At 62.1% G+C, this 22,116-nt stretch carries 20 protein-coding genes and 1 tRNA gene; 12 read left to right on the top strand and 9 right to left on the bottom strand.

Annotation, left to right across the window (positions count from 1 at the left end; translation table 11 throughout):
- Window positions 1-31: 31 nt before the first annotated feature.
- Together ZBI01S_RS01945 and ZBI01S_RS01950 are read right to left on the bottom strand one after the other, a co-directional pair.
- Window positions 32-1,744: a long-chain-fatty-acid--CoA ligase gene (locus ZBI01S_RS01945; protein WP_066055451.1), complete on the bottom strand. Its 1,713-nt coding sequence runs from the start codon at window positions 1,742-1,744 to the stop codon at window positions 32-34.
- A 312-nt stretch (window positions 1,745-2,056) separates the two neighbouring features.
- A complete protein-coding gene (locus ZBI01S_RS01950; protein WP_066055454.1) occupies window positions 2,057-2,569 on the bottom strand; it encodes an SRPBCC family protein in 513 nt (170 codons plus the stop codon).
- Between the two features lie 89 nt (window positions 2,570-2,658).
- On the opposite strand from ZBI01S_RS01950, the gene ZBI01S_RS01955 reads away from it, so the two are divergent.
- A complete protein-coding gene (locus ZBI01S_RS01955) occupies window positions 2,659-3,273 on the top strand; it encodes a sugar O-acetyltransferase (protein ID WP_066055457.1) in 615 nt (204 codons plus the stop codon).
- A gap of 120 nt (window positions 3,274-3,393) precedes the next feature.
- Here ZBI01S_RS01955 and ZBI01S_RS01960 read toward each other — a convergent pair whose 3' ends face one another.
- Window positions 3,394-4,923: an OFA family MFS transporter gene (locus ZBI01S_RS01960; protein ID WP_222822353.1), complete on the bottom strand. Its 1,530-nt coding sequence runs from the start codon at window positions 4,921-4,923 to the stop codon at window positions 3,394-3,396.
- A gap of 356 nt (window positions 4,924-5,279) precedes the next feature.
- Here ZBI01S_RS01960 and ZBI01S_RS01965 point away from each other — a divergent pair, with 356 nt between their 5' ends.
- Window positions 5,280-6,584, top strand: a complete 1,305-nt coding sequence (locus tag ZBI01S_RS01965) for a sensor histidine kinase (protein WP_083524411.1) — start codon at window positions 5,280-5,282, stop codon at window positions 6,582-6,584.
- Window positions 6,577-7,200 (top strand): response regulator, encoded by a 624-nt coding sequence (locus ZBI01S_RS01970; RefSeq protein WP_066055465.1) that lies wholly within the window; start codon window positions 6,577-6,579, stop codon window positions 7,198-7,200. Before ZBI01S_RS01965 ends, ZBI01S_RS01970 begins: the two co-directional genes overlap by 8 nt.
- 185 nt (window positions 7,201-7,385) lie before the next feature.
- Here the strand turns inward: ZBI01S_RS01970 and ykgO are convergent, their stop codons facing one another.
- The gene (ykgO, locus tag ZBI01S_RS01975; protein ID WP_066055468.1) at window positions 7,386-7,508 is read right to left on the bottom strand and encodes a type B 50S ribosomal protein L36; all 123 of its coding nucleotides are present in this window, start codon (window positions 7,506-7,508) and stop codon (window positions 7,386-7,388) included.
- Between the two features lie 97 nt (window positions 7,509-7,605).
- Between ykgO and ZBI01S_RS01980 the strand changes: the two genes are divergently transcribed.
- The 3 genes from ZBI01S_RS01980 (at window position 7,606) to ZBI01S_RS01990 (ending at window position 10,179) form a co-directional block, all read left to right on the top strand.
- Entirely contained in the window at window positions 7,606-8,628 is a 1,023-nt protein-coding gene (locus tag ZBI01S_RS01980) for a GTP-binding protein (RefSeq protein WP_159421343.1), read from the top strand.
- A 141-nt stretch (window positions 8,629-8,769) separates the two neighbouring features.
- The gene (locus ZBI01S_RS01985) at window positions 8,770-9,201 is read left to right on the top strand and encodes an iron chaperone (protein ID WP_066055474.1); all 432 of its coding nucleotides are present in this window, start codon (window positions 8,770-8,772) and stop codon (window positions 9,199-9,201) included.
- 192 nt (window positions 9,202-9,393) lie between these two features.
- On the top strand, window positions 9,394-10,179 hold the full coding sequence (locus ZBI01S_RS01990) for an SDR family NAD(P)-dependent oxidoreductase (protein WP_066055477.1): 786 nt from the start codon (window positions 9,394-9,396) through the stop codon (window positions 10,177-10,179).
- 17 nt (window positions 10,180-10,196) lie between these two features.
- Here the strand turns inward: ZBI01S_RS01990 and ZBI01S_RS01995 are convergent, their stop codons facing one another.
- Window positions 10,197-10,658, bottom strand: coding sequence for a hypothetical protein (locus ZBI01S_RS01995; RefSeq protein ID WP_159421344.1), 462 nt, complete (start codon window positions 10,656-10,658; stop codon window positions 10,197-10,199).
- A 258-nt stretch (window positions 10,659-10,916) separates the two neighbouring features.
- On the opposite strand from ZBI01S_RS01995, the gene ZBI01S_RS02000 reads away from it, so the two are divergent.
- Complete coding sequence (locus ZBI01S_RS02000; protein ID WP_083524412.1) at window positions 10,917-12,464, top strand: ABC-F family ATP-binding cassette domain-containing protein; 1,548 nt, start codon at window positions 10,917-10,919, stop codon at window positions 12,462-12,464.
- 246 nt (window positions 12,465-12,710) lie between these two features.
- Here ZBI01S_RS02000 and ZBI01S_RS02005 read toward each other — a convergent pair whose 3' ends face one another.
- Both ZBI01S_RS02005 and ZBI01S_RS02010 read right to left on the bottom strand, forming a co-directional pair.
- The gene (locus ZBI01S_RS02005) at window positions 12,711-13,175 is read right to left on the bottom strand and encodes a hypothetical protein (protein ID WP_066055486.1); all 465 of its coding nucleotides are present in this window, start codon (window positions 13,173-13,175) and stop codon (window positions 12,711-12,713) included.
- A 441-nt stretch (window positions 13,176-13,616) separates the two neighbouring features.
- A tRNA-Pro gene (locus ZBI01S_RS02010) sits at window positions 13,617-13,690 on the bottom strand.
- Window positions 13,691-14,120: 430 nt separating this feature from the next.
- Here ZBI01S_RS02010 and ZBI01S_RS02015 point away from each other — a divergent pair.
- A complete protein-coding gene (locus ZBI01S_RS02015; RefSeq protein ID WP_066055489.1) occupies window positions 14,121-14,324 on the top strand; it encodes a cold-shock protein in 204 nt (67 codons plus the stop codon).
- A gap of 90 nt (window positions 14,325-14,414) precedes the next feature.
- Entirely contained in the window at window positions 14,415-15,047 is a 633-nt protein-coding gene (locus ZBI01S_RS09420) for a 4'-phosphopantetheinyl transferase family protein (RefSeq protein WP_083524413.1), read from the top strand.
- Here ZBI01S_RS09420 and ZBI01S_RS02030 read toward each other — a convergent pair.
- Both ZBI01S_RS02030 and ZBI01S_RS02035 read right to left on the bottom strand, forming a co-directional pair.
- The gene (locus ZBI01S_RS02030) at window positions 15,044-16,366 is read right to left on the bottom strand and encodes a M1 family metallopeptidase (protein WP_083524426.1); all 1,323 of its coding nucleotides are present in this window, start codon (window positions 16,364-16,366) and stop codon (window positions 15,044-15,046) included. The two genes, ZBI01S_RS09420 and ZBI01S_RS02030, sit on opposite strands and share 4 nt — an antisense overlap.
- 75 nt (window positions 16,367-16,441) lie before the next feature.
- Window positions 16,442-20,293, bottom strand: a complete 3,852-nt coding sequence (locus tag ZBI01S_RS02035; RefSeq protein WP_245610500.1) for a Pls/PosA family non-ribosomal peptide synthetase — start codon at window positions 20,291-20,293, stop codon at window positions 16,442-16,444.
- A gap of 246 nt (window positions 20,294-20,539) precedes the next feature.
- Between ZBI01S_RS02035 and ZBI01S_RS02040 the strand changes: the two genes are divergently transcribed.
- From ZBI01S_RS02040 to ZBI01S_RS02050, 3 genes are all read left to right on the top strand, one after another.
- Window positions 20,540-20,818, top strand: coding sequence for a metal-sensitive transcriptional regulator (locus ZBI01S_RS02040; protein WP_066055708.1), 279 nt, complete (start codon window positions 20,540-20,542; stop codon window positions 20,816-20,818).
- An 81-nt stretch (window positions 20,819-20,899) separates the two neighbouring features.
- Window positions 20,900-21,085 (top strand): DUF8730 family Cys-rich protein, encoded by a 186-nt coding sequence (locus tag ZBI01S_RS02045; RefSeq protein WP_066055503.1) that lies wholly within the window; start codon window positions 20,900-20,902, stop codon window positions 21,083-21,085.
- 100 nt (window positions 21,086-21,185) lie between these two features.
- The gene (locus ZBI01S_RS02050) at window positions 21,186-21,872 is read left to right on the top strand and encodes a class I SAM-dependent methyltransferase (protein WP_066055506.1); all 687 of its coding nucleotides are present in this window, start codon (window positions 21,186-21,188) and stop codon (window positions 21,870-21,872) included.
- Window positions 21,873-22,116 lie beyond the last annotated feature (244 nt).

Genomic DNA, 22,116 nt, shown 5'->3' on the forward strand with positions numbered 1-22,116 from the left:
GGAGCCCCGCTCAGTTGCGACAACTTATGCCCTATTTGACACCGCGGCGCGCGATCATCTGCTCACGGACCTCACGGCGCAAGACCTTGCCAACCATGGTGCGCGGCAATATGTCAACCACATCGAATTCGCGCGGCACCTTATACGCGGTCAGTCGCTGCTTGCAGAATTCGCGCAGTGATGCAGTCGTCGCTTGTGCACCCGAGCGCAACACCACCGCGCTGGCGACCGATTCGCCACCGTTCTTGCGCGGCAGTCCGACAACGGCCGCGTCATCGACATCGGGATGCGACAGGAGTACTTCCTCCACCTCCGCCGGCGACACATTGAATCCGCCGGTAATAATGAGCTCCTTGAGGCGTCCGACAATGGTGATGAATCCGTCCTCTGAGACGGTCACCAAGTCGCCGGTGCGCAGCCAGCCATCGGCCGACAGCACCTGCTCGGTTTCTTCGGGCTTGTGCCAGTAGCCGCTGAACACCTGCGGCCCCCGAATCATGAGTTCGCCGGCTTCGCCGATACCCAGGTCTCGCGTTGGATCATCACTGTCGACAACGCGAATCTCAGTGCTTGGGAATGGCACGCCCACCGTTCCGGGGCGACGCGTCGGGCCCATCGGGTTACCGGTGGCGATCGGCGCACTCTCGGTCATGCCATAGCCCTCAACGAGTAGGCCGCCAGAAAGCTCTTCCCATCGTTCCACTGTCGCCGTCGGTAGGTTCATGGCACCCGAAATCGCGAATCGAATCGAGTGCAAATCCAGACGCCCGGCCGCTGCCGCACGGCACAGCTGGTCGTAAATCGGCGGTACGCCGGGGAAGAATGTCGCCGGGCTCTTCTTCATCGAGTCAATTACGAGCTTGGTGTCAAACTTCGGGAACAGCACAAGCTTGGCACCCATCGACATCGCGAATGTCAGGCAGAGCGTCATGCCATAGGCGTGGAAGAGCGGCAGCACACCATAGAACACTTCACGCCCTTGTCGCAGGCCGGGTACCCACGCTTCACCCTGCTTGGCGTTCGCAACCAGGTTCAGGTGCGAAAGCTTTGCCGCCTTGGGCTCCCCGGTCGTACCACTGGTGTATTGCAGTAGCGCGAGATCGTGCAGCTCTGGTCGCGGGTGACGCTTTGCCAGGCGGCGGGTCGATACCAGCGAGCGCCAGCTAATGACACCCTCGGCCGTCGGTTCGCCAGTGAGTGCCGTGCGAGCCTTACGCGCCTGTGGCAATGGCAGCTTCAGCTTGAACTGCATCGATGCCGGCATGGCCTCAACCATGTTCACGCTAATGATGGATTCTGGGCGCGCATCGGCCGGGAACTCCGCGATCTCATCAACGAGCTTGTCCCACACGATGGCGGTCGTTGCACCGTGGTTCTCAAACATCTTGCGCAATTCGCGGGGCGTGTATAGCGGGTTGTGCTCGACGACAATGGCGCCAAGACGGACCACGGCATAGAAGGCCACGACGTGCTGCGGGCAGTTCGGCAGAATCAACCCAACTCGGTCGCCCTTGGTCACACCAAGCTGTCGTAAGCCTTCGGCTACTCGTTCAATTTGTTCGCCAAGCTCGTGATAATTCGTAACGCGACCAAAGAATTCTGTGGCGGGCCGGTGTCCGAATCGTCGCGTTGCTCGCGAAATCATGTCGACGAGTGTTTCGGTAACTTCGTCAATTTCGTGCGGAACATTATCGGGATACGACGCCAACCACGGTCGCGATTCAAACGGATTCTTCACGTTCATCGATTTCTCCTCAGCGAAGTTGAGCCCGATACAGCTCGTTGGTTGGCGGATTTCACGTTGCCGACAGTGCCCGCATCCGGCAGGGCGATTATGGCCGGACCGTTCCGGCCGTAATCATGCAAACTTCGGTGTGCAAACACTGTGCCACTGACGCTACCGCACGGAAATTGGCGCGTTCTGTGTTTCACAGCACCGTGCATCCGAAACGGAGTATTTCGTTTAACCCTAATCAATATGTTGGCTGCCGCTTCCTCGAAAATAACAAATTCTGCAGCCGTTTATTGCACGGATGCGGCTGGTTTCGCGTTCTTGTTACTGCGCGAATTGCTCGGCGTAGCGAGCCTGCAACTCGGGCCAGCAGTATTCCATCGCGGTCTTGCCAACGATGCGATCGTGCGTTTCACCTTCCAGCGTTGCCGCCAGAATTCCGAAGCAAATCTGCCAGCCGGCAGCGTTGTATGACGCCATTTCGGGTATGGCGAGTTGATTGATGCATTCCAACCGGTCACCGCTCAGACGCCAGGTGATGACGTCGTCACCCCATCGGTGCACCAGTTCGTGGCCCGGATCCACGGAGAGCACATCAGCGCGCAGAGCGTCGGCGTCCGGCGTCTCTTGCGTCATTGCTTCGCCAACTTCCGTCAACGGCCGATCCGGCACGATTGGCGACCACTTCAGCAGCTGGTCTGGTTGCGTGATGTATCCCCAGACCGTTTGCGGGTCCGCCCCGTCGGTCAGGAAGGTGAGTTCCAGGGTCGCGGTGTCGGCAGCGGTGCTGAAACGTGGCGCAATATTCAACGCCAGGATTCGTTCATGAATGTCCATAGGTCAAGTCTGCGCGTGCAACGCTGAGTGTCCCTCGTGTAGTCGCGGATTCTGTGCAACCTCAGATATCAATCCCCTACCGTGGCGCCATGCACGCCGAGCGCTATTTCACCGATGACTCCCGAGACCAGTTCCAGCGGATGCTCGACGGTGATCCATATATCGCGAACGACCCACAGCACGCAGTGCAATCACAGCGCGCGATGACGCTTGCAGCTAGGTACGAGCGCGAGTATCTCGCTGATTCGGATGCGGCGGCAGCGACGCTCGCAGAACTGTGCGGTACGGCAGCAAACGTTGAGGTGCGACCACCGCTTCGCATCGATTACGGGTTCAACCTGCACATCGGTGACGGCACATTCATTAACTACAACTTGACCGCGCTCGACGTCGCACCAATCCGCATTGGCCGGTCCTGCCAAATTGGGCCGAACGTCCAGCTGCTGACACCGACGCATCCGCTCGAACCGATTCCGCGCCGCGACGGTATCGAAGGTGGCGCACCGATCGAGTTGGGCGACAACGTGTGGCTCGGCGGCGGCGTGATCGTTTGCCCGGGCGTCACCATCGGCACGAACTCGGTCATTGGTGCCAGATCTGTGGTGACGCGAGACGTACCGCCGAATGCGGTTGCGGTCGGTAATCCTGCCCGAGTCATCCGCACCCTTGACGCGACGGCCAACCCGTACACCGCATCCGAATAGCAAGTGGCTCTTCGCTAACGCGTCAACACGCTGCCAGACTGTCGCCGTTGCCGCAACTGCTACGGAAACGACGTGCGGGGCCAAACCCAAATGGCTTGACCCCGCACCGTGGCGCTATCGCTAGGCGAACAGCTTGACTGCCGTAAGCAGCGTCATGATGACGCCGTAGGCGAGGATGCCGCCAACAATCAGCCACGAGATGACGAGGCGAGCCATACCCGGCAGTGCCTGGTTGGTGCCGCCGCGGTCTTCGCCGGTGCCGTTGAGCGCCTCGAGGCGTGCACGAACCACGTCTTCTGGCTCGTGGAAGCGCTTGTCCACCTGCTTGACCAGGAGGTTGGCAACGAAACCAATGGCAAGCAGACCAACCATCATGAGCAGCGCAGGCTGGTAGTCAGCCGCGGTCATCTCGCCGGGCGTGCCGTTGGCGTCGAGCACACCGTTAACAATGAGCGGACCAGCAACACCAGCTGCCGACCAAGCGGTGAGCAGACGGCCGTGAATCGCGCCGACCTCGAATGTGCCGAACATGTCACGCAGGTAGGCCGGGATCGTGGCAAAGCCACCACCGTAGAACGAGATCGCAATCGCGGCAAACAGGACGAACAGGGCGATGTGCGTGTGTCCCAGGAACGCGAGGAGCAGGAACATAACCATGCCCAGACCCAGGTACAGCATGTAGATCGGCTTACGACCGATCTTGTCCGAGGTGGTCGACCAGATGAAGCGGCCACCCATGTTGAACAGCGAGAGCAAACCAACGAATCCGGCGCCGGCTGCGGCGGTAACTGCCGACTCACCGTTCTCGCGGAAGAAGTCGGTGATCATTGGAGCGGCCTGCTCGAGAATGCCGATACCGGCGGTGATGTTCGTGAAGAGCATGACCCAGAGGAACCAGAACTGCGGCGTCTTGATCGCGTTCTTCGCCGATACCGAAGCCGAGGTGATCATGGCCTTTTCGCTCTTCGCCGGCGGCGTCCAGCCTTCAGGCTTCCAGTCTGGGTGCGGGATGCGGATGTTGAAGATACCGATCGACATGACGACCGCGTAGATGACGGCAAGCGTGACGAACAGCATCGTCAGCGCTTCACCGCTGGCAACTGCGCCCTTGGCGTTGGGGTCATAGCTCGGGTCGTACATACCCATGAGCTGACGCGAAAGCGGGCTGGCGACCATTGCGCCACCACCGAAGCCCATAATGGCCAGACCGGTGGCCAGACCCGGACGGTCTGGGAACCACTTCATCAGCGTCGAAACCGGCGAAATGTAGCCGATACCGAGACCGATACCGCCAACGAATCCGTAGCCGAAGTACACGAGCCACAGCTGACCGGTCGAAATACCGAGGGCACCAATCAAAAAGCCCGAAACCCAGCAAAGGGTGGCGGCAAACATTGCCTTTCGCGGACCCTGACGGTCAACCCAAGTTCCCAGCACTGCTGCCGAGCAACCGAGCATCACGATGGCGATCGAAAAGATGATGCCGATCTCGGTCAAGCCCACACCGAAGTGCTCAACCATCGAAGACTTGTACACACTCGTGGCATACGCCTGACCGATGCAAAGGTGGACCGCGAGAGCTGCCGGTGGGATCAGCCACCGGTTGTAGCCGAGTGGCGCAATGGTGTTCTTGCGGTCAAAGAACCCCACGCGTCCGGATGTCGTCGTCGACATGACTTCCCCTAATCGTTTGTGCCTGTTGGCATGAATTGGGCATTGAACAGATATGACTGTAATCGATTTGCGCCGCAGCCACGCCAATGATCGCCATTCATTTATCTCGGAATTACCGCCCGTCAATTTGCGAATTACCGCCGTGATTCCCTATCCGGTTTATCTTGCTCTTTTCATTACGGTAAGTTTCTCGGCATATTTCACGACGATCGGTGCCAGCTTTCGCCGTAATCAAGGCGATTTCGGTGCCGAATACCCGACGGGACGGCACAACATTTGCGCGAGAACCGCCGCTGAGCGCCGCCACATCCGCGACAGGGCAAGATGGATGCATGGCAGATTCAGTGCGCGAAGCTCCAGTCAGCGAGCAACGTTCGATACGAACGGCGCCACTGCGCAGCACGCAACTACCGAATCGAACGCCGGTAGTACTCGCCATGCGCCTCGGCCAGTACCTCATGGGCACTGTGCTCGTGCTCGTAGGTACCGCACGGGCCATTGCCGATGGTAGCCATCTCGCCGTAGTACTCCCCGCTACTGCGGCGCTGCTCGTTTGGCTCTTCGCAGACGTGCTTTTGCCGAGACGAGCTCGACACGAGCACACGGCGCTGTGGTGGCTCGGTATCGGCATCACGATTTGGCTTGGAGCCGTATTTGTATCGAGCGACTTCGTCTGGCTAGCGTTCATTTTTTGGCTGCTGGCAGGGCATCTGTTGCCACTTCTTCCTGCGATCGCCGTGTCGCTCGCTCTTCTAGGAGTCGTTGTCGTTGCACCGATCATGCACCACGGCACCACCACGGCCGGAAATATTGTTGGCCCGCTCGTGGGCGGTGCCTTTGCGTTTGGGATTTCCCGGGGGTATCTAGAACTCCTCCGCGAGGCAGCACGCCGAGAAGCCCTCGTTCAATCGCTTCAGAAGGCGCAGGCAGAAACCACCAACCTGCAGGACGAACTCGCCCTGAGCCAACGACGCGCCGGCGAACTCGCCGAGCGTTCACGACTTGCCCGCGACATCCACGACACCGTGGCACAGTCATTCTCATCGCTGCGGCTGATCGCGCACGCCGCATCCACCGCCACCACCGACCCCGAAGCCCGACGCTCGCTCGAGCAAATCGAAGCGCTCTCAGGCGAAGGACTGACCGATGTCCGCCGAATCATTGCCGAGCTCACCCCCGCCGAACTTGACGACGGCGCCCTTGGTGACGCCCTGGCACGCATGCTCGAACGACTCGAACAGCACCACGGCTTGCGCACCGCAATCACTGTCGACAGGTCACTCCCAACCCTCGATGCAGTAACTGAAGTCGCGCTCCTACGCGCGGCACAGTCCGTGCTCGCCAATGTTCGAAACCACGCCGAAGCAACCCAGGTCACCGTTCACCTCATTGATGAGGGCGATAGTGTTCGGCTCGACATCCTCGACAACGGCATCGGGTTCGCCCCCGACCGGGTCGACCCCGCAACATCCAGCTTCGGCCTGCGCTTCTTGCGCAACCGATTGCGAGAACTCGGCGGCGATCTCGTCGTCGAGTCGGCACCCGGTGAGGGCACCGCTTGCTCGGCACACCTCCCCATCCGTCGGGGCGAGGATCCGGCACTGCCAGCTGCAAACGAAAGGACCAGCAATGACTGAACTACGGGTCGTTCTCGTCGATGACCACCCAGTCGTGCGCGCTGGCCTTCGCGCGGTCCTCCACGCGCAGCCGCAGATTGCCGTCGTTGCGGATGCGGCGAGTTGCGACGAAGCGCTGGCCGCGGTTGCCGCGCACCAACCAGACGTTGTTGTCACCGACTTGCGGCTGGGCGACGGCGTTGACGGTATCGAAACCACGAAGCGATTGCGCGCGCTGCCGAACCCGCCGGCGGTGCTGGTGCTGAGCACGTATGACCGGGACGCTGAGATTTTCGGTGCCATCAATGCGGGCGCCTCTGGCTACCTGCTGAAGGACGTACCGCCAGAAGAGATCGCCACCGCGATTGCCGCCGCGGCAGCCGGCGAATCGTACTTCTCGAGCGATATCGCACAGCGAGTCCTCCGCGGCCTACGCAATCCCCCGCCAACGCTGACCGGACGCGAACGTGACGTACTCAAATTGCTGGTGACCGGTGCATCCAACCGCGAAATTGCCAAGTCGCTGGTGGTTTCTGAAGCAACCGTCAAGAGCCACCTGGTGCACATCTTCGACAAGCTCGGGGTCGACAGTCGCGCGCGTGCCATTCGCACCGCACAAGAAATGGGACTTGTCTAGCCACCTGGCGTGCCGGTGACGCCGCCGCGCTCGCGGTTTCACCGGAAACTCAACCACGCGCATCCATCTCCCCATGAGTCTGCGATGGCAGTACCCAACCCCGGTGGATGCGCGTGGTCAGTCAATCTCGAACGAAACGTCCATGGCCCGGCGTAGCTTGCCGAGATTGACGACGCGATTCTGGCCTAGCCCTGACGACCTTTGAACCGCGGGTTCTTTTTGTTGATGACGTAGACCTTGCCGCGACGTCGCACAACCTGCGCGCCCGGCTGGTTCTTGAGCGATTTGATCGACGCTCGAACCTTCATACGTCCCTCCTCGTGTGCACTGTCCAACTTGGTGATAATGGCTATCATTCTTTACTATGGCGGATACGTCAAGTTGACCATGCCACCAGGAGACCGAATGCCAGACACCGAAGTCGTCGCCATTGTTGGGTCCTGCGCCACCGAGCGCAACCGCTATGCGAAGACGATCGCCGCACACTTGCAGTCCCCCTGCATCGACAGCCGATCGCTTTCTCGCAGCTCCGACCCAGTGCGCGATGCCTGCGAGCAAGCAATGTGGCTGCCCCAATCACCCGTGGTGGTCGATTTCCCGAGCTACATCAACCCGACCGACATCATCGGCACGCTCACCGACCCGGTCTCGCGCACCGCATTGCACAGCCTGGTCGCCGTGGTCGACGCAGCGGACTTTGTGCATGATCTTCACCGCGACGATTACTTGCCAACCTATGCCGCCCACATTGACGAATACACGGCTGCGGCGCTCGTCGCCGCGTACCAAGTTGAGTTCGCGACCGACATCGTGATCGTCAATTGGCAGCCACTCGATACCGCGGCACTCTCGCAGTTGCTCGCGCTCGTGAACGCACTGGCACCCACCGTCGAAGTTCGACTCCACGATGCCACCCAAATCGCCTTGCCAACATCCGCTGGACTGAACCGTGGCCAAGACAGGTGTGGCTGGGTGGCACTCCTCAATGACGAGCACACACCGCACTTCACTGACCAGAGCGTGACCGCATTCCGGTACCAACAGGTGCGCCCGCTGCATCCGCAACGACTACAGCAGGTTCTGGATGCACGAATTGAGCAGGGCGAATTCGGTCAGGTCCTGCGCTCGGCAGGTTTCTGCACCTTTGCCACGCGCAGCGACTTCACCGCTGCCTGGGAACACGTCGGACAGATGATCGCTTTTGCCCCGGTCGCCACGACGGTGTTGCACGATGACGCAGCCCCGGTCGCAATCGGCCAGGACATCGCGTTCTTTGGCACAGGCCTCGATACCCAAGCACTGCAGCAGGCGCTCGATCAGGCCGCCCTCACTGACGCTGAGCTCGCAGCAGGGCTGGAGCTCTGGCGAACTTTCGAAGACCCGTTCCCAGTGTGGCCTCGGGTGCACGACGACGCCGAGGAGCGCTAAGTAACGCAGCTGGCTTCTCAGTGCTCTGCAAACGGAGTTAGTGGATACGCGCGAGGCAAGTACCTCTGCCAGCGACACTGCGGAGATGCGCGCGTAGGCTTTGTTGCGTAATCACACGTCGCCCGCCCTGCAAGGAGCATCATGGCCGAAAACACCAGCGGTTTCAGCGAGGCCGAACTCGCCGCAATGAAGGAACGCGCCGCCGAGTTGCGCGCCGAGAGGGGCGGCAAGAAGAAGGCCGACAATCTGCAGGCACTGCTCGACAGGATTGCGGAAATGCCCGAGGGTGATAAGGAAATCGCCGCAGCCGTGCACTCGATCGTGACCGAGGTCGCACCTGAGCTCGCACCGCGCACCTGGTACGGCATGCCGGCGTGGGAGAAGGACGGCAACGTGCTCGTGTTCGTGCAGGTCGCGAGCAAGTTCGGCGTTCGCTACTCGACCCTCGGTTTCCAAGACAATGCTGCCCTCGACGATGGCGACATGTGGCCGACCTCATTTGCGATTCCGGCGATGACCGACGCCGTCCGCGAGCGCGTTCGCGAACTCGTGCAGCAGGCCGTCACGGGCTAACGCGGTCGCACCCGCAACCATCACCCGGAAGCTGAACCCGAGGTAGGCGGTCACGAGCGAAGCGAAACCGGCGACGTGTTGTTCGTGACCGCGAAGGCGCAGCCAGCTCAAGCTCGATGACAGTGGTAGGCGCATGCCGCCGTTGTCACCCCGATCACCCGGTGTTGCAGCACGCTGCCGTATGATCTGCGCATGAATTCCGCCAAATCTGCAGTTGCCATCGTGACCGGCGCCGGTGCCGAGAACGGTATCGGGTTCGCATCCGCCCTCGCCCTGGGCGGGCAGGGATTTCGAGTGGTGCTGTGTGCCACGAGTGACCGCATCCACGACCGTGCTCGCGAGTTTTGCGCTCGCTTCGGTGACGGTACCGCGATCGGCGTTGTGGGCGATCTCACCGATCCACGAACGGCTGTCGAAGTCGTCGAAACCGCCGTCACCACGTTTGGTTCGGTGGATGCACTGGTCAATAACGCGGGCATGACGTCGGTTACTGCTCCCCTTGACGATGCCGAGGCCGCGGCTATCGACGAGCTCGACCTTGCAGGCTGGAACCTATCGATTGAGCGCAACCTCACCACCGCGTTCCACATGATCCGCGCCGCGCTCCCCGAGCTTCGTAAATCGGATGCGGGTCGAATCGTTAACGTGGCATCGGTCTCGGGTCCGGTGCTCGCGTTCCGTGGCGATGTCGGCTATCACGCGGCAAAGGCCGGCATGGTCGGGCTAACCCGCGCGCTGGCCGTTGACCTTGCCGAGGCCGGGATTACCGCGAATGCTGTCGCACCGGGATGGATTGATACCGGCTCGGCGACGGATGAAGAGCGCGAGTTCGGCCGCCACGTACCGATGCGTCGTTCGGGCACTGCGGATGAGGTGGCGGCAGCGGTTGCGTTCCTCGCGTCGCCCAGCGCCTCGTATGTGACCGGGCAGGTGCTGGTGGTTGATGGCGGCAATGCGATCCAAGAGGAGCGCGAGTAGCTCGCCGCATGGCGCAGCTAGTTTCGAGTGATTTTCCCTAGGTACGGTGCCGCAATCCCAATGGCCAGGACGAGCGCGGCAACCGGCAGCACCCACGGCATCATGGCGATGACCGAAGCGTCACCGTGGGCCAGGAGCAGCCAGAGGTTGATGATGAGCGCCAGCCCGCCCCAACCGATCAGGATGCCCGCGAAGATCCACGTCACCCGTCGGGGATTTGGGATGCGGTGGGAGTAGTTCGCCATGCCGCCGAGCCCCATGAGGGCGATGATCAGCGCAACCACGAGCATCCCAAGTGACTCTAGAAACGAAAAATATCCGTTTGCCGGGTTGATCAGGGCGGTGATTGCGATGCCGATTGTGGAGAGGATCAGAATGACGCCGACTGCGCCGAGGATCGCTGACCGGTCGGCCTGCTGCCGCAGTCGGCGCGGTTCTCGCGCTCGGCGGTTCCGTTCAACGAAATTCAAATACCCCATGCAGCTAGTCTGCTGCGGCGGACAGCGACTCGGTAGTGAACAGTGCTAACTCCATCTTGACGGCTGATGGAATATCCGACTCGAGCATGGCGTCGTCGCTCGCGAACACTGATGCTGTTGACACGCCCACAACCCACCAGCGTACGATTGAGTACGCCTGTTCCCAATGATTGGACCGACATGATTCTTGCTCCGCGCAACTAACCCGCGTCGTTCGAGCACCCGCTCCGGCGCAGCACTTCGTACGCAGGAGCAACCATGTCTATTACGTTCAATAACTGTTCTTTCCAGTTCGCCGCATCCGAACCGATGCTGTTCGACGGGATCAACCTCACGCTGTCGGCGCGACAAACCGGCATCATTGGCCGCAATGGTTCCGGCAAATCAACGCTGCTCAAATGCATTGCCGGTGAGCTGCAACCCACCTCGGGCACCATCCGTGTACGCGGTTCGGTGGCACGACTCCCGCAAGATTTGCTGCAGCTCGATGACCGCACGATCGCGTCGGTGCTCGGTGTCGAGCCGGTTATCGCTGCACTCGACCGCATCGGGGCCGGCAGCGTCAACCCGGCCGATTACAACGCGGTCGGTGACGACTGGGATGTTCGGGCCCGCGCCGAAGCCATCATTGCCCGCCGCATCCCCTCGTTAGCACTCGATGGCGTACTCGAGCGTCCGACATCCACATGTTCGGGTGGCGAACTCGTGCAGCTCGGCTTAGCTGCACTCGAGTTGTCGGGCGCCACGATCGCGTTGCTCGATGAGCCAACTAATAATTTGGATGCTCGTGCTCGCGCCGCGCTTAAAGAGTCGCTTGCGAGTTGGCCTGGCCAGGTCGTGGTGGTGAGCCACGACACCGAGCTGCTCAACACCATGGATGAAATCGTTGAACTCCACGACGGCACCGCATCCGTGTATGGCGGCAACTACGAACTGTACGTTGCCGAACGGCAGGCTGCTCAGGATGCGGCCCTGCGTGCAGAGCGCGATGCCAGGGCCGATGTGCGCCGTCAAGAACGCGAACGACAACAGGTGGAAACCGCGCTGGCGCGACGCGCCAATCGGGGTGCTCGCCTCGCCGCAAACAAGCGAGCGTCGGGCATGGCGATGGGCAATTGGAAGAACAATGCCGAACGCACCCGAGGTAGCGAACGCAATCAGGCTGCCGGCAAAGTGCAAGCCGCAAAGGCACGGTTGGCTTCGGCGGCCGCTGCGGTGCGCGATGACGATTCGATCCGCATCCCGATCATTACTCCGTTGTCGACCGCGAATCGGCATCTGTTGGACCTCGTGGGCACCAACCAGACGCTGTCGATGCGCACGGGTGAGCGCTGGGCACTCATTGGCGACAATGGCGTGGGCAAGTCGACGTTGCTGAAACAATCGTTGGCAAACGCTCCACGCACGCATGCGGGTGTGCTTGATCAGCGCCTCGAGTTGCCTGAGGGCACCGTGTTCGATGTCGTTTCCGCTGCCGCACCCGACCGCCCGCCGCATGACACGCACGCACTGTTGGCGAAGTTCTTGTTTCGCGGTGACACCGTCAATCGCCCGGTGTCGTTGTGTTCCGGTGGTGAACGGTTCCGTGTGGCGTTGGCCAGAGTGTTGCTGGCCGATCCACCGCCCGAGCTGCTCGTGCTGGATGAGCCCAGCAATAACCTCGATACCGAGTCCGTGGCGCAATTGGTGTCGGCACTTGCGAGTTACCGAGGTGCGCTGCTGATCGTGAGCCATGACGAAGGACTGCTGGCACAGCTGGGCCTGCATCGCACCGTCGAGTTACATGCCGACGGGGCGCTGGTGTGACTCTGTTGAGTTGCTCCGACGAAGCACGCCAGGTGCGTACACTGCTGTCCCGCATATCCAACGGATGTTTGCCCGTTAGCGATTCGGCCGTCTGGGCGAAGTAGTCGGTGAGGCGCGGCAGGATGCCACTGAGCAGGCGCGAGCTGTTCGACCGTTTGCAGCACACGCAGCTGCTGGCCGATGCGGATTTCACCGCCCCTAACACGGTGAAACGGAACGATGAAGACAGTCGACCACACGGTGCGGTTATCGCTCAATCCCGATCCAGGTGGCGATGAGCGGCAGAATCCATCGTCCGCCAGCCATCAGGAACCCGGTGACCGAAAATACGATGAACAAGCCGATCTTGCTTTGATTCGCACCAACAGTGTCGAATTTGGATTCGTCATTCGCGTCGATGAACACTTCAACTTCAAACGGAAACTTCGGTTTCCGCAGCCGAGATGTGGCCAATGTGCTTTCGCACTGATGCAGCACACCATTTGCATCACGACGTTCGAGCACGAGTGCGTAGCGCGATTGCATGTGATCGCCACGGACACTATCCACGCGCTCGACTTCGCCGACGGCAGTTGCGGTGCCGCGACGCCACGTGCGACGTCGGCGAATCTCGACGATGACCCCGGTGACGCCCGCAATCAGGAAAATGAGGCCAACGGTAATGGCCAGGAACAACAAGAAGTTGTCCATCTGCTGCATGCGCGGGTTCATTCCGAAGATTGTAGATCGTGCTGGCCACCCCGGCTGCCAGCACCATTGCAGGTGCCGCGTCGCCCCCTAGGCAGTGGGCTTATCGATCACGCATTGCCCTCACGCACCACAGAAACGTCACGAAACGCACGCAATGCGCGGAGCCTCGACGCCGCAGCGGGGGTCCAGAAGCTACCCCAACCGTGCGGAAGGCACGGTCGGGGCCCCTCGCTCGTGGGGCCCCTGTTATCCCTTCCAAAAGCAAAAACACCGCCTGTTGGCGGTGTTTTTGCTTTGTCGGGCTACGCCCTGCTGCGGCCTCCACGCATTGCCCTCACGCACCACAGAAACGTCACGAAACGCACGCAATGCGCGGAGCCTCGACGCCGCAGCAGGGGCCCAGAAGTTACCCCGAGCAATAGGGAGAGGCCCCACCAAAAGGTGGGGCCTCTCCCTATTACGTCGGGCTAACAGGATTTGAACCTGCGACCCCTTGACCCCCAGTCAAGTGCGCTACCAAACTGCGCCATAGCCCGTTGCGTTATGCGAGATAACAACTGCAGTAGTCTACCCCATTCACAGCGTGCCATGCACGCCCGCTCAACCACGCGCATCCGCAGTACCCGACAAACTCCCAGCAGAAACATTCACGAAACGCTTGTGGATGCCCCGGCCTGCTGTAGGCTCTGAAGTGTTGATGCACCCGGCACGGTGTCAAACCCGGCCAACTTGTTCTACGCATCAGTTCCACGTCATCGGATCGTTGACTCAAGATCCTGGCGATCAACACCCGCCAGCGCGACTTCACGCTTCACCCGAAGTTACGCATTTCGCAACCGGGCAATCTGCCCGTACGCGTCTCAACATCTGTTCTGACGCATCCGCGCACACACAAGGTGCTGTGCGGCAAGACTCCACGATGGAGTCAGCATTACCGGCCCCACGGGGCTAAGAAGGAAATACGACATGGCTACTGGCATCGTCAAATGGTTCAACTCGGACAAGGGCTACGGCTTCATCGCTCCAGACGACGGTTCGGCTGACCTCTTTGCACACTTCTCAGCTATCAACGCAACCGGTCGTCGCGACCTCGTTGAAGGCGAACGCGTCGAGTTCGACACCGAACCCGGCCAAAAGGGTATGCAGGCGACTAACATCACCAAGCTCTAACCCAAACGCTTAGGAACGCGCCCGGAACCAGCTCTGCTGCGGACGGGCGCGTTTCGCGTTTGTACTCCGGCCTGCGAAACTCAAAGCACTATGACTTCTCGCCCACAGCAGCTTCGCGTCGATGTCCACGTCGCGATCCTTGTGGGCGGCAATGTGGATGCGGATGCCGCGCTCCGCACCCTCGTCACGCGAATCTCCGGTCGCGACCCGGGCCACCCCACCAGATCATGTCGCAGCTGCGGCAGCAGCAACCATGGGCGGCCAGTGTTTCGCACACCTACGCACGAACCCACAACGTGTCACCGCCGACGAACGCACCACTACGTCTCGATCTCTCGCACCCGCGACCGCGACGTGACGGCACTCGCCTACTGCCCGACGCATCCGGTCGGTATCGATATCGAAACCGTGAACGCTGCCGCATTCGACGGGTTCGACGCCGTCGCCCTGCATCCATACGAACACTGCGAGAACGACCGCGAGCGCACGCAATTGTGGGTGCGCAAAGAGGCACTACTGAAGGCGCACGGAACGGGTCTTGCCACCGATCCGCGCCGCATCCAGCTCGCGGCAACCGGCGAAATCATCGCGGGACCGCTAGGAACCGTCACCGACCTCGACTTACCCGCGTCTGCACCCGGCATCGAATGTCAGGCCGCGATTGCGGTCACGCTCCCCCACGCCGATGTTCACTGCCACGTGTGGCAGCTGCCAAATCGCTAGCCCGCGTAAACCGGAAGCGGCGGCAACTCCGGGGCATACAGCCACGCCCGCAAGAGTGCTTCGATTCGTTCGCCGTCGTCGCCCGCCATGACGCGGCAGTGGTCGACAAACTGTTCGGTCGTGATCGTGCTGCCCGCGTTCTCGGCAACCCACGCCTGCAGGATGTCAAAAAAGAGCGAGTCGCCGCAGGCCACGCGCAGTGCGTGCAGGGTCAGCGCACCGCGCTTGTACACCCAGTCGTCAAAGAGGTGTTTCATACCGGGGTCGGCGAGCGTGGCACCCGCGGGCATCGGTGGCAGTTTGGCGTAGTGTTCCGCCGCGCGCTGCTGCACGCCCGGACGCATCCGGTGCCAGCGCCGCGAATAGTCCGACCACAACCATTCCGAGTAGCAAGCGAAGCCTTCGTGCAACCACATGTCGTGTAGCTGTTTGCTGGTGACGCAATTGCCGAACCACTGGTGGGCGAGCTCGTGCGCAACGAGGCGTTCGTTGTTCCAATCCGGCGTCACGAAGTTGCGGCCAAAGCTGCTGAGCCCCTGGGCTTCGAGCGGGATCTCGAGCTCGTCGTCAACGATCACCGCGCGGTATTCGTTGAACGGGTAGTTGCCGTAGCAGCCGACGAAAAAGTCGACCATATCGGCCTGCTTAGCGAATGCGGTGCCGGGGCCCACCGGCACCCGCGGTGGGTGCACGATCGAAACCGGCACGATCGCATCCCGGTACGACTCCCGGTACTTACCGATCTGCACCGTAGCCAGGTACGGCGACATCGGCTCGTTCATTTCGTATACCCAGGCGATGTTGCCACCCGTCGTGGTTCGGCTGGTGAGTGTGCCGTTCGCGATGACGGTGTATCCGGCGGCGCAGGTGACGCGGATGCGGTAGGTCGCTTTGTCTCCGGCGTCGTTGTTGCAGGGGAACCAGCTCGGGGCACCCTGCGGCTGTGAGCCGACCATCGCACCGTCCGTGAGTTCTTCCCAGCCCGCTTCGCCGTGCACGCCGGGCATCGGCCCGGGCTTTCCCGCCACGCGCAGTTCGAGCACGAACCGCTCCCCTACGAGCCGCTCGCCGACCTCGACCGAAATTCCGTTTGGCTTGCGGCGGTGCCGTGCTGGCGTACCGTCGAGCAACACTTTCGATACGTTCAACCCAACCAAGTCCACATCGATGCGCGAAGTTGGCCTGGCAATTTCGATGTGCAGCTTGGCTACCTCGTCGAGACGGTTGGTGACGATCTTGTACTGCAGGTCGAGATCGTAGTGACGCACGTGATAGCGCAGGTCACCGTGTCCGGGCAGGTAGGGGTCTGGAGTGTGCATGGTTCCGTTCAACGTAGGTGGATGCGTCGGGTGCAGATCTGCAGGCCGGCTCGCGGCAGGCCCGATCGAGCCAGGCTAGTCGAGCCAGGGCCCGATCGGGTTACCCGTCCAGCGCGTCTTGTCGGGCGCGGCTTCACCGCGCATCACCAGTGAGCCGGGCCCAACGGTGGTGTGACGGCCAAGGGTTGCGGCCGGCAGAATCACCGAGTTTGGTCCGAGCGTCGCGCCTGCTGCGAGGGTCACAGTGTCCATCGAGAGCACACGGTCGTGGAAGAGGTGCGTTTGCACGACGCAACCGCGGTTGACGGTCACGCCGTCGCCGAGGGAAATCAGGTCGTGCTCTGGCAGCCAGTAGGTTTCGCACCACACGCCGTGGCCGACCTTGGCGCCCATCATGCGGAAGTACACGTTAATGAGCGAGGTACCTGGAATGAACCGCAGTAGCCACGGCACGGCAACCGACTCGACGAACGCATCCGCGAGCTCGCTGCGCCACACCATGCTCGACCACAGTGGATGTTCCGAAGGACGCCACTTGCCGATAAGCAGCCACTTCGCGATCACCGCAACCAGTACCGCGACGGCACCACCAACGAGCAGCAGCACACCACTGCCGACGGCGGGCAGCCACCATCCGGCGACCGATGCCAACCAAACGAGCGCGGCCGCACCGGCAGCGTGCAGACCAACGTGAATCAGCAGCGCCAGGATGCGGCAGGTTTCGACCAATCCGCGCGCGATCCGTAGGCGCATCGGCGGTTCGTAGGTGCGTGATGCATCCACCTCGCTGTGCGTACGGCGTAGCTTCTCTGGTGGCGAGCCAACCCACGACGCACCGGCTTTGGCCTTCTTCCGTCGAGGAGCTGCGGACAGCACGGCCACGAGCGACTTCTTTGGCACCTTGCGGCCGGGCGAGGTCATACCCGAGTTGCCGATGAATGCGCCGCGACCGACCTTGACGCGCTCGATGCGCAACCACCCGCCGCCGAGTTCGTAGCCGCCGATGAGGGTGTCGTCGGCGAGGAAGGCGCCCTCGCCGATGCGCGTCAGGCTCGGGATCATGAGCACGGTCGAGGCTTCCGCGTCCTTGCCCATCTCAGCCCCGAGCATCCGCAACCAAACGGTCGTGAGTGCACCACCGTAGAGCGGGAATAGCCACGTGCGGGCTTCGTCCATGACGCGCAGCGTCGCCCAAGCCTGCAGTGCCCGCAGCCCCTGCGTTGGGTGGTGGCCGGGTTTCAAACCGATCGCGCAGATTCGCACGAAGATCAGAATCATCAGCGCCAGCGCGGCGTACCCGGCGATTGCGGCGAGCGGCAGCCAGCACAGCGTGGTGAGTGCGACTTCACCAAACGTGGTGGTGGTGTGGAGCGGCCACCACAGAACCGCAGCGCCGACCGCCATCGCGAGAATTGGCAGCAGCGAAATCAGTACACCGGTCGCGGCGTACATTCCGACGAAGATGCGGCGCTGCTTGGGGCGTGACTCCCACGGGCCGCGAGCATCGCCGATGTGCACGGCAGGGCTTCCCGACCAGCGCTGGCCCCCCTTGACGTTTTCCATCACGGTCGAACCGGCAGCGATTTCTGCTTCGGCACCGATCTTCGTTTCGCCCGTTTCAGCGTTGGCGATGATGGTCGAGCGGGCACCGATGCGCGCTTGGCGGCCGATCTTGATGGCGCCGACGTGGACGGTCTCGCCGTCGATCCAGTGGCCCTGCAGGTCGACTTCAGGTTCAATCGAGCAGCCTTCGCCGAGCGTCAGGTCGCCCGTGATTGGCGGCATGGTGTGCAGGTCGACGTCCTTGCCGACGGATGCGCCGAGCAGGCGCGCGTACCAGCGTACGAGGCCTGCTCCGGCAATCTTGCCGGCGCCCAGTTCGTCGGCGAAGCGTTCGGCCAGCCACAGGCGCAGGTGAACTCCCCCGCCTCGCTGGTACGTGCCGGGTTCGATGCCGCGCAGCGTGAGGCGCGCGAACGCGGCCGAAAGCGCCAAGCGCCCGGGAGCAAATACGAGCAGCAACCACATGCATCCCAATGCCCACCAGGGCATGAGTGGTGCGATCTGACCGGGTAGTTCCCATCCGAGCAGGTCGGCGATTCGGGCACCGAGCGCGAGCCAGAACACCCAGCGCAGACCGGTGATCGTGCGTAAGAACGGCAGCGCGAGCAATTGCAGCGCCTGGGTGGATTTCTTGACCGGGCGCACCTGTTCGTTCATGCGGCCGCCGGCCGATTCCAGACCGTCGAGCCAGGATGCGAACCCACCGAGCGTGTGGTGTTGGTACAGATCCGCGACGGTTGCGGTCACGAACCGTTCGCGCACTCGAGCGATGATCTGGGCGGCGGGTAGCGATCCGCCACCGAGTGCGAAGAAGTCCTCATCGACGCTCGCGGGTCGGCTTCCGAGCACGTCGTTCCAGATACCCGCGAGCCAATTGGCGGTGTCACCGAGGTCTGCGGATGCACCGTGTTCGTCTTCGGGCAGCGGCCACGGCAGCGCGTTGCGGTCGATCTTGCCCGAGGTGCGGGTGGGCAGGTCATCAACGATCGCCAGTCGCGGTACGAGCGCTGCCGGCATATCGGCGCGCAAACATTCGAGGCTGGCCGCGCGGTCGAAGGTGTCGTCGACGGTGATGTAGCCGACGATGAGCGCATTGCCGCTAGCGGTCTTGCGGACGGCGGCAGCAGCGCCACCGACTCCGGGAAGGGCAAGCAGTGCAGCGTCAATCTCGCCGAGTTCAATGCGGCGCCCGCCGACCTTCACCTGGTCGTCGGCGCGGCCACGGAACAGCAAGCCTTCCGGATCGTTTACGACAACGTCACCAGAGCGGTACGCGCGCTCCCAGCCGAGTGTCGGCATCGGGCCGTACTTTTCGGCGTCCTTGACGGGGTCGAGGTATCGGGCCAGGCCTACGCCACCGATGATCAGTTCACCCTCTTCGCCGGGACCAACCGGGTGACCTTCCGCGTCCACCACGGCAAGGTCCCAACCGGCCAGTGGCAAGCCGATTCGTACGGGTGGGGTGCCATCCAGCTGCGCACCGCATGACACGACGGTGGCTTCGGTCGGCCCGTAGGTGTTCCACACTTCGCGGTGTTCATTGGCGAACCGTGCACCGAGCTCTGGCGGGCAAGCCTCGCCGCCCACGATCAGCAGACGCACCTTGTCCATCGCTTCTGCAGGCCACAGCGACACCAGCGTCGGCACGGTCGAAACAATGGTGATGTCGTTAGCGATCAGCCAGGGGCCTAGATCCATACCCGACTTAACCAGCGAGCGCGGGGCCGGCACCAAACAGGCACCGTACGCCCATGCGAGCCACATCTCTTCACAGCTCGCGTCAAACGCGACCGAGAGACCGGCCATAACTCGGTCACGCGGACCGATCGGCGCCTTCTGCAAGAACATCTGCGCTTCGGCATCAACGAATGCGGCACCGCTTCGGTGCGTTACGGCAACACCCTTTGGCTTACCCGTCGAGCCCGACGTAAAGATGACCCAGCAGTCATCTTCGAGGCCCGGACCGGTCAGTTTAATCGGCTCGCGCGGAGCATCGAGTCGACTCGTAATCACAAGGTCAGTCGTGATGATTGCGGCAGCGTTCGACTCCTCGAACACGGTGCGGGCACGCTCATCAGGGTCTTCCGCATCCACCGGCACATAGGCCGCACCGGCGAGCAGAATGCCGAGAATAGCGGTGTAGAGGTCGGCGGTACCCGAGGGCACACGCACACCAACCTTGTCGCCCGAGCCGATGCCGAGTTCGGCGAGGGATGCGGCGACTTCGGTCGCGGCGTCGTGGAACTCGTCATAGGTCAGGACGGTTCCGCCAGCCTCGATAGCCGGGGCGTCACCATACCGGTCGACGGTGTCAAGAAAAATGTCTACGAGGGTGCGCGGCGATGGAGCTCGATTGCCGGCCAACAGGGGATCACTGGATGAGGGCAAGAGATTCTGAGGCACACCCGATTGTCTCTGATTCCCCAGGTTTTTGCAGGAGGCGCACCGCCCGACCCGCAAACCCACGTTTCCCTGACATTAACCTGTCGTTCACATTCTACGATTGCACAATACCCCTTAGGGTATACGCTAAGTGAACTGCAACCGCAGCCCCGAACGATGCGCGTGCGCACTGACCGTACCGACCGCATCCCACCGATTGGAGCGCCGATGTACCAGGACGACCCCGAAACAATGCGCAAGATCCGCAACCGCCTCAGCCGCGCCCGCGGCCAACTCGATGCGGTCATTGCGGCAGTCGACAATGGCGGCTCGTGCCGCGAAGTCGTCACACAGCTTTCGGCCGTCTCGAGCGCCCTTGATCGTGCCGGATTCCAGATCATCGCCACCGCGATGAAGGACTGCCTCGTTGACGACGAACATGACGGCGAGAACACCGACCGGCTGACCACGGCGGAGCTCGAGAAGCTCTTCATGTCGCTCGCCTAGCGAGCATCCGCGCCACTCGTTTTTACCCTGCGAGCGAGCGCTACCCACTACGACCCCATCTGTTCAAGGAGCCCCATACTCATGTGTTACGCCACCAAGTGTCGCAAATGCGGCAAGACCACCTGGGCCGGATGCGGCAACCACGTTGCCAACGTCAAGCGCCAGGTACCCGCCAGCCAGTGGTGCAACGGCCACGCCAAGGACGAGAAGGCGTCGATCGCAACCGACAAGCCCGCCGGTTTCTTCGCCCGCCTGTTCAACCGTTAGCCCACCCCCATTCGCAACGGCCGCCCCAGTATCACCTGCGTTAGCTGGCTAACGACAGCGCCCTGCAGCGGCCGATACTCACCTATTAGAAAATGTCGCAATGAACGATTCCACCCCGAACACCACCGCCAGCGGTTGCACCCAGCAGTCCGCATCCGCACCTACCGAACACCGCACCGCCGCCGAGTTTTGGGAAGACCGCTACCGCAGCGCTGCACAGGTGTGGTCGGGTAACCCGAACGCCACCCTGGTTGATCTGGTCAGCGATCTTGCACCCGGCACCGCGGTTGATCTCGGATGCGGTGAGGGTGCGGATGTCGTGTGGCTCGCGGAGCAGGGGTGGCACACGCTCGGTGTCGACATCTCCCCCAGCGCGGTGGCGCGCGGGCGCAATCTCGCGGCCCGGCGCGAAGTCAGCGACCTGGCACAGTTCGAAGTCGCGAACCTCGACGAATGGGAAGGAACCGAAGCCGACCTGATCGTCGCAACGTTCTTGCACTCGCCCGCCGAACTCGCGCGCACCCGCATCCTGCAAACGGCTGCGGCAAACGTGAAACCTGGCGGCCACCTCGCGGTGATTTCGCATGCGGCTCCCCCGCCGTGGGCCACTCAGCACGCACACCGTGCCGATATGCATCGCAGCGCAAAGGCCGAGTTCGAGTCGCTTGACCTTGGAAGCGACTGGCGCGTGCTCGTGCTCGAAGAACGCACGCGACCGGCCACCTCGCCCGACGGCGAACCGGCCGAGCTTGTCGACGCAGTCATGCTCATCCAGCGCCTGCACTAGCGGCACCGCACTTCGCACTACACTCACCGCACCTCACACCACACTCACCGCACGATCCAGCATTTTGCGGCCCACTTTGCACAGCATTCGAGACAGAACACATGCAAAATGGGCCACAAATGTGTGCGCAGGTCAACGCTGAGGCCCAGTTTGCACATTTGGCCTCGGCACCACGCCCGTCAAACTCGACCTATGATTGGGCATCAACCAGCGGCCCACCGTGGGTCGCCGTCTGACGAGGAGC

The sequence above is a fragment of the [Zimmermannella] bifida NBRC 103089 genome (assembly GCF_001570925.1).
Taxonomy (GTDB): domain Bacteria; phylum Actinomycetota; class Actinomycetes; order Actinomycetales; family Microbacteriaceae; genus Gulosibacter; species Gulosibacter bifidus.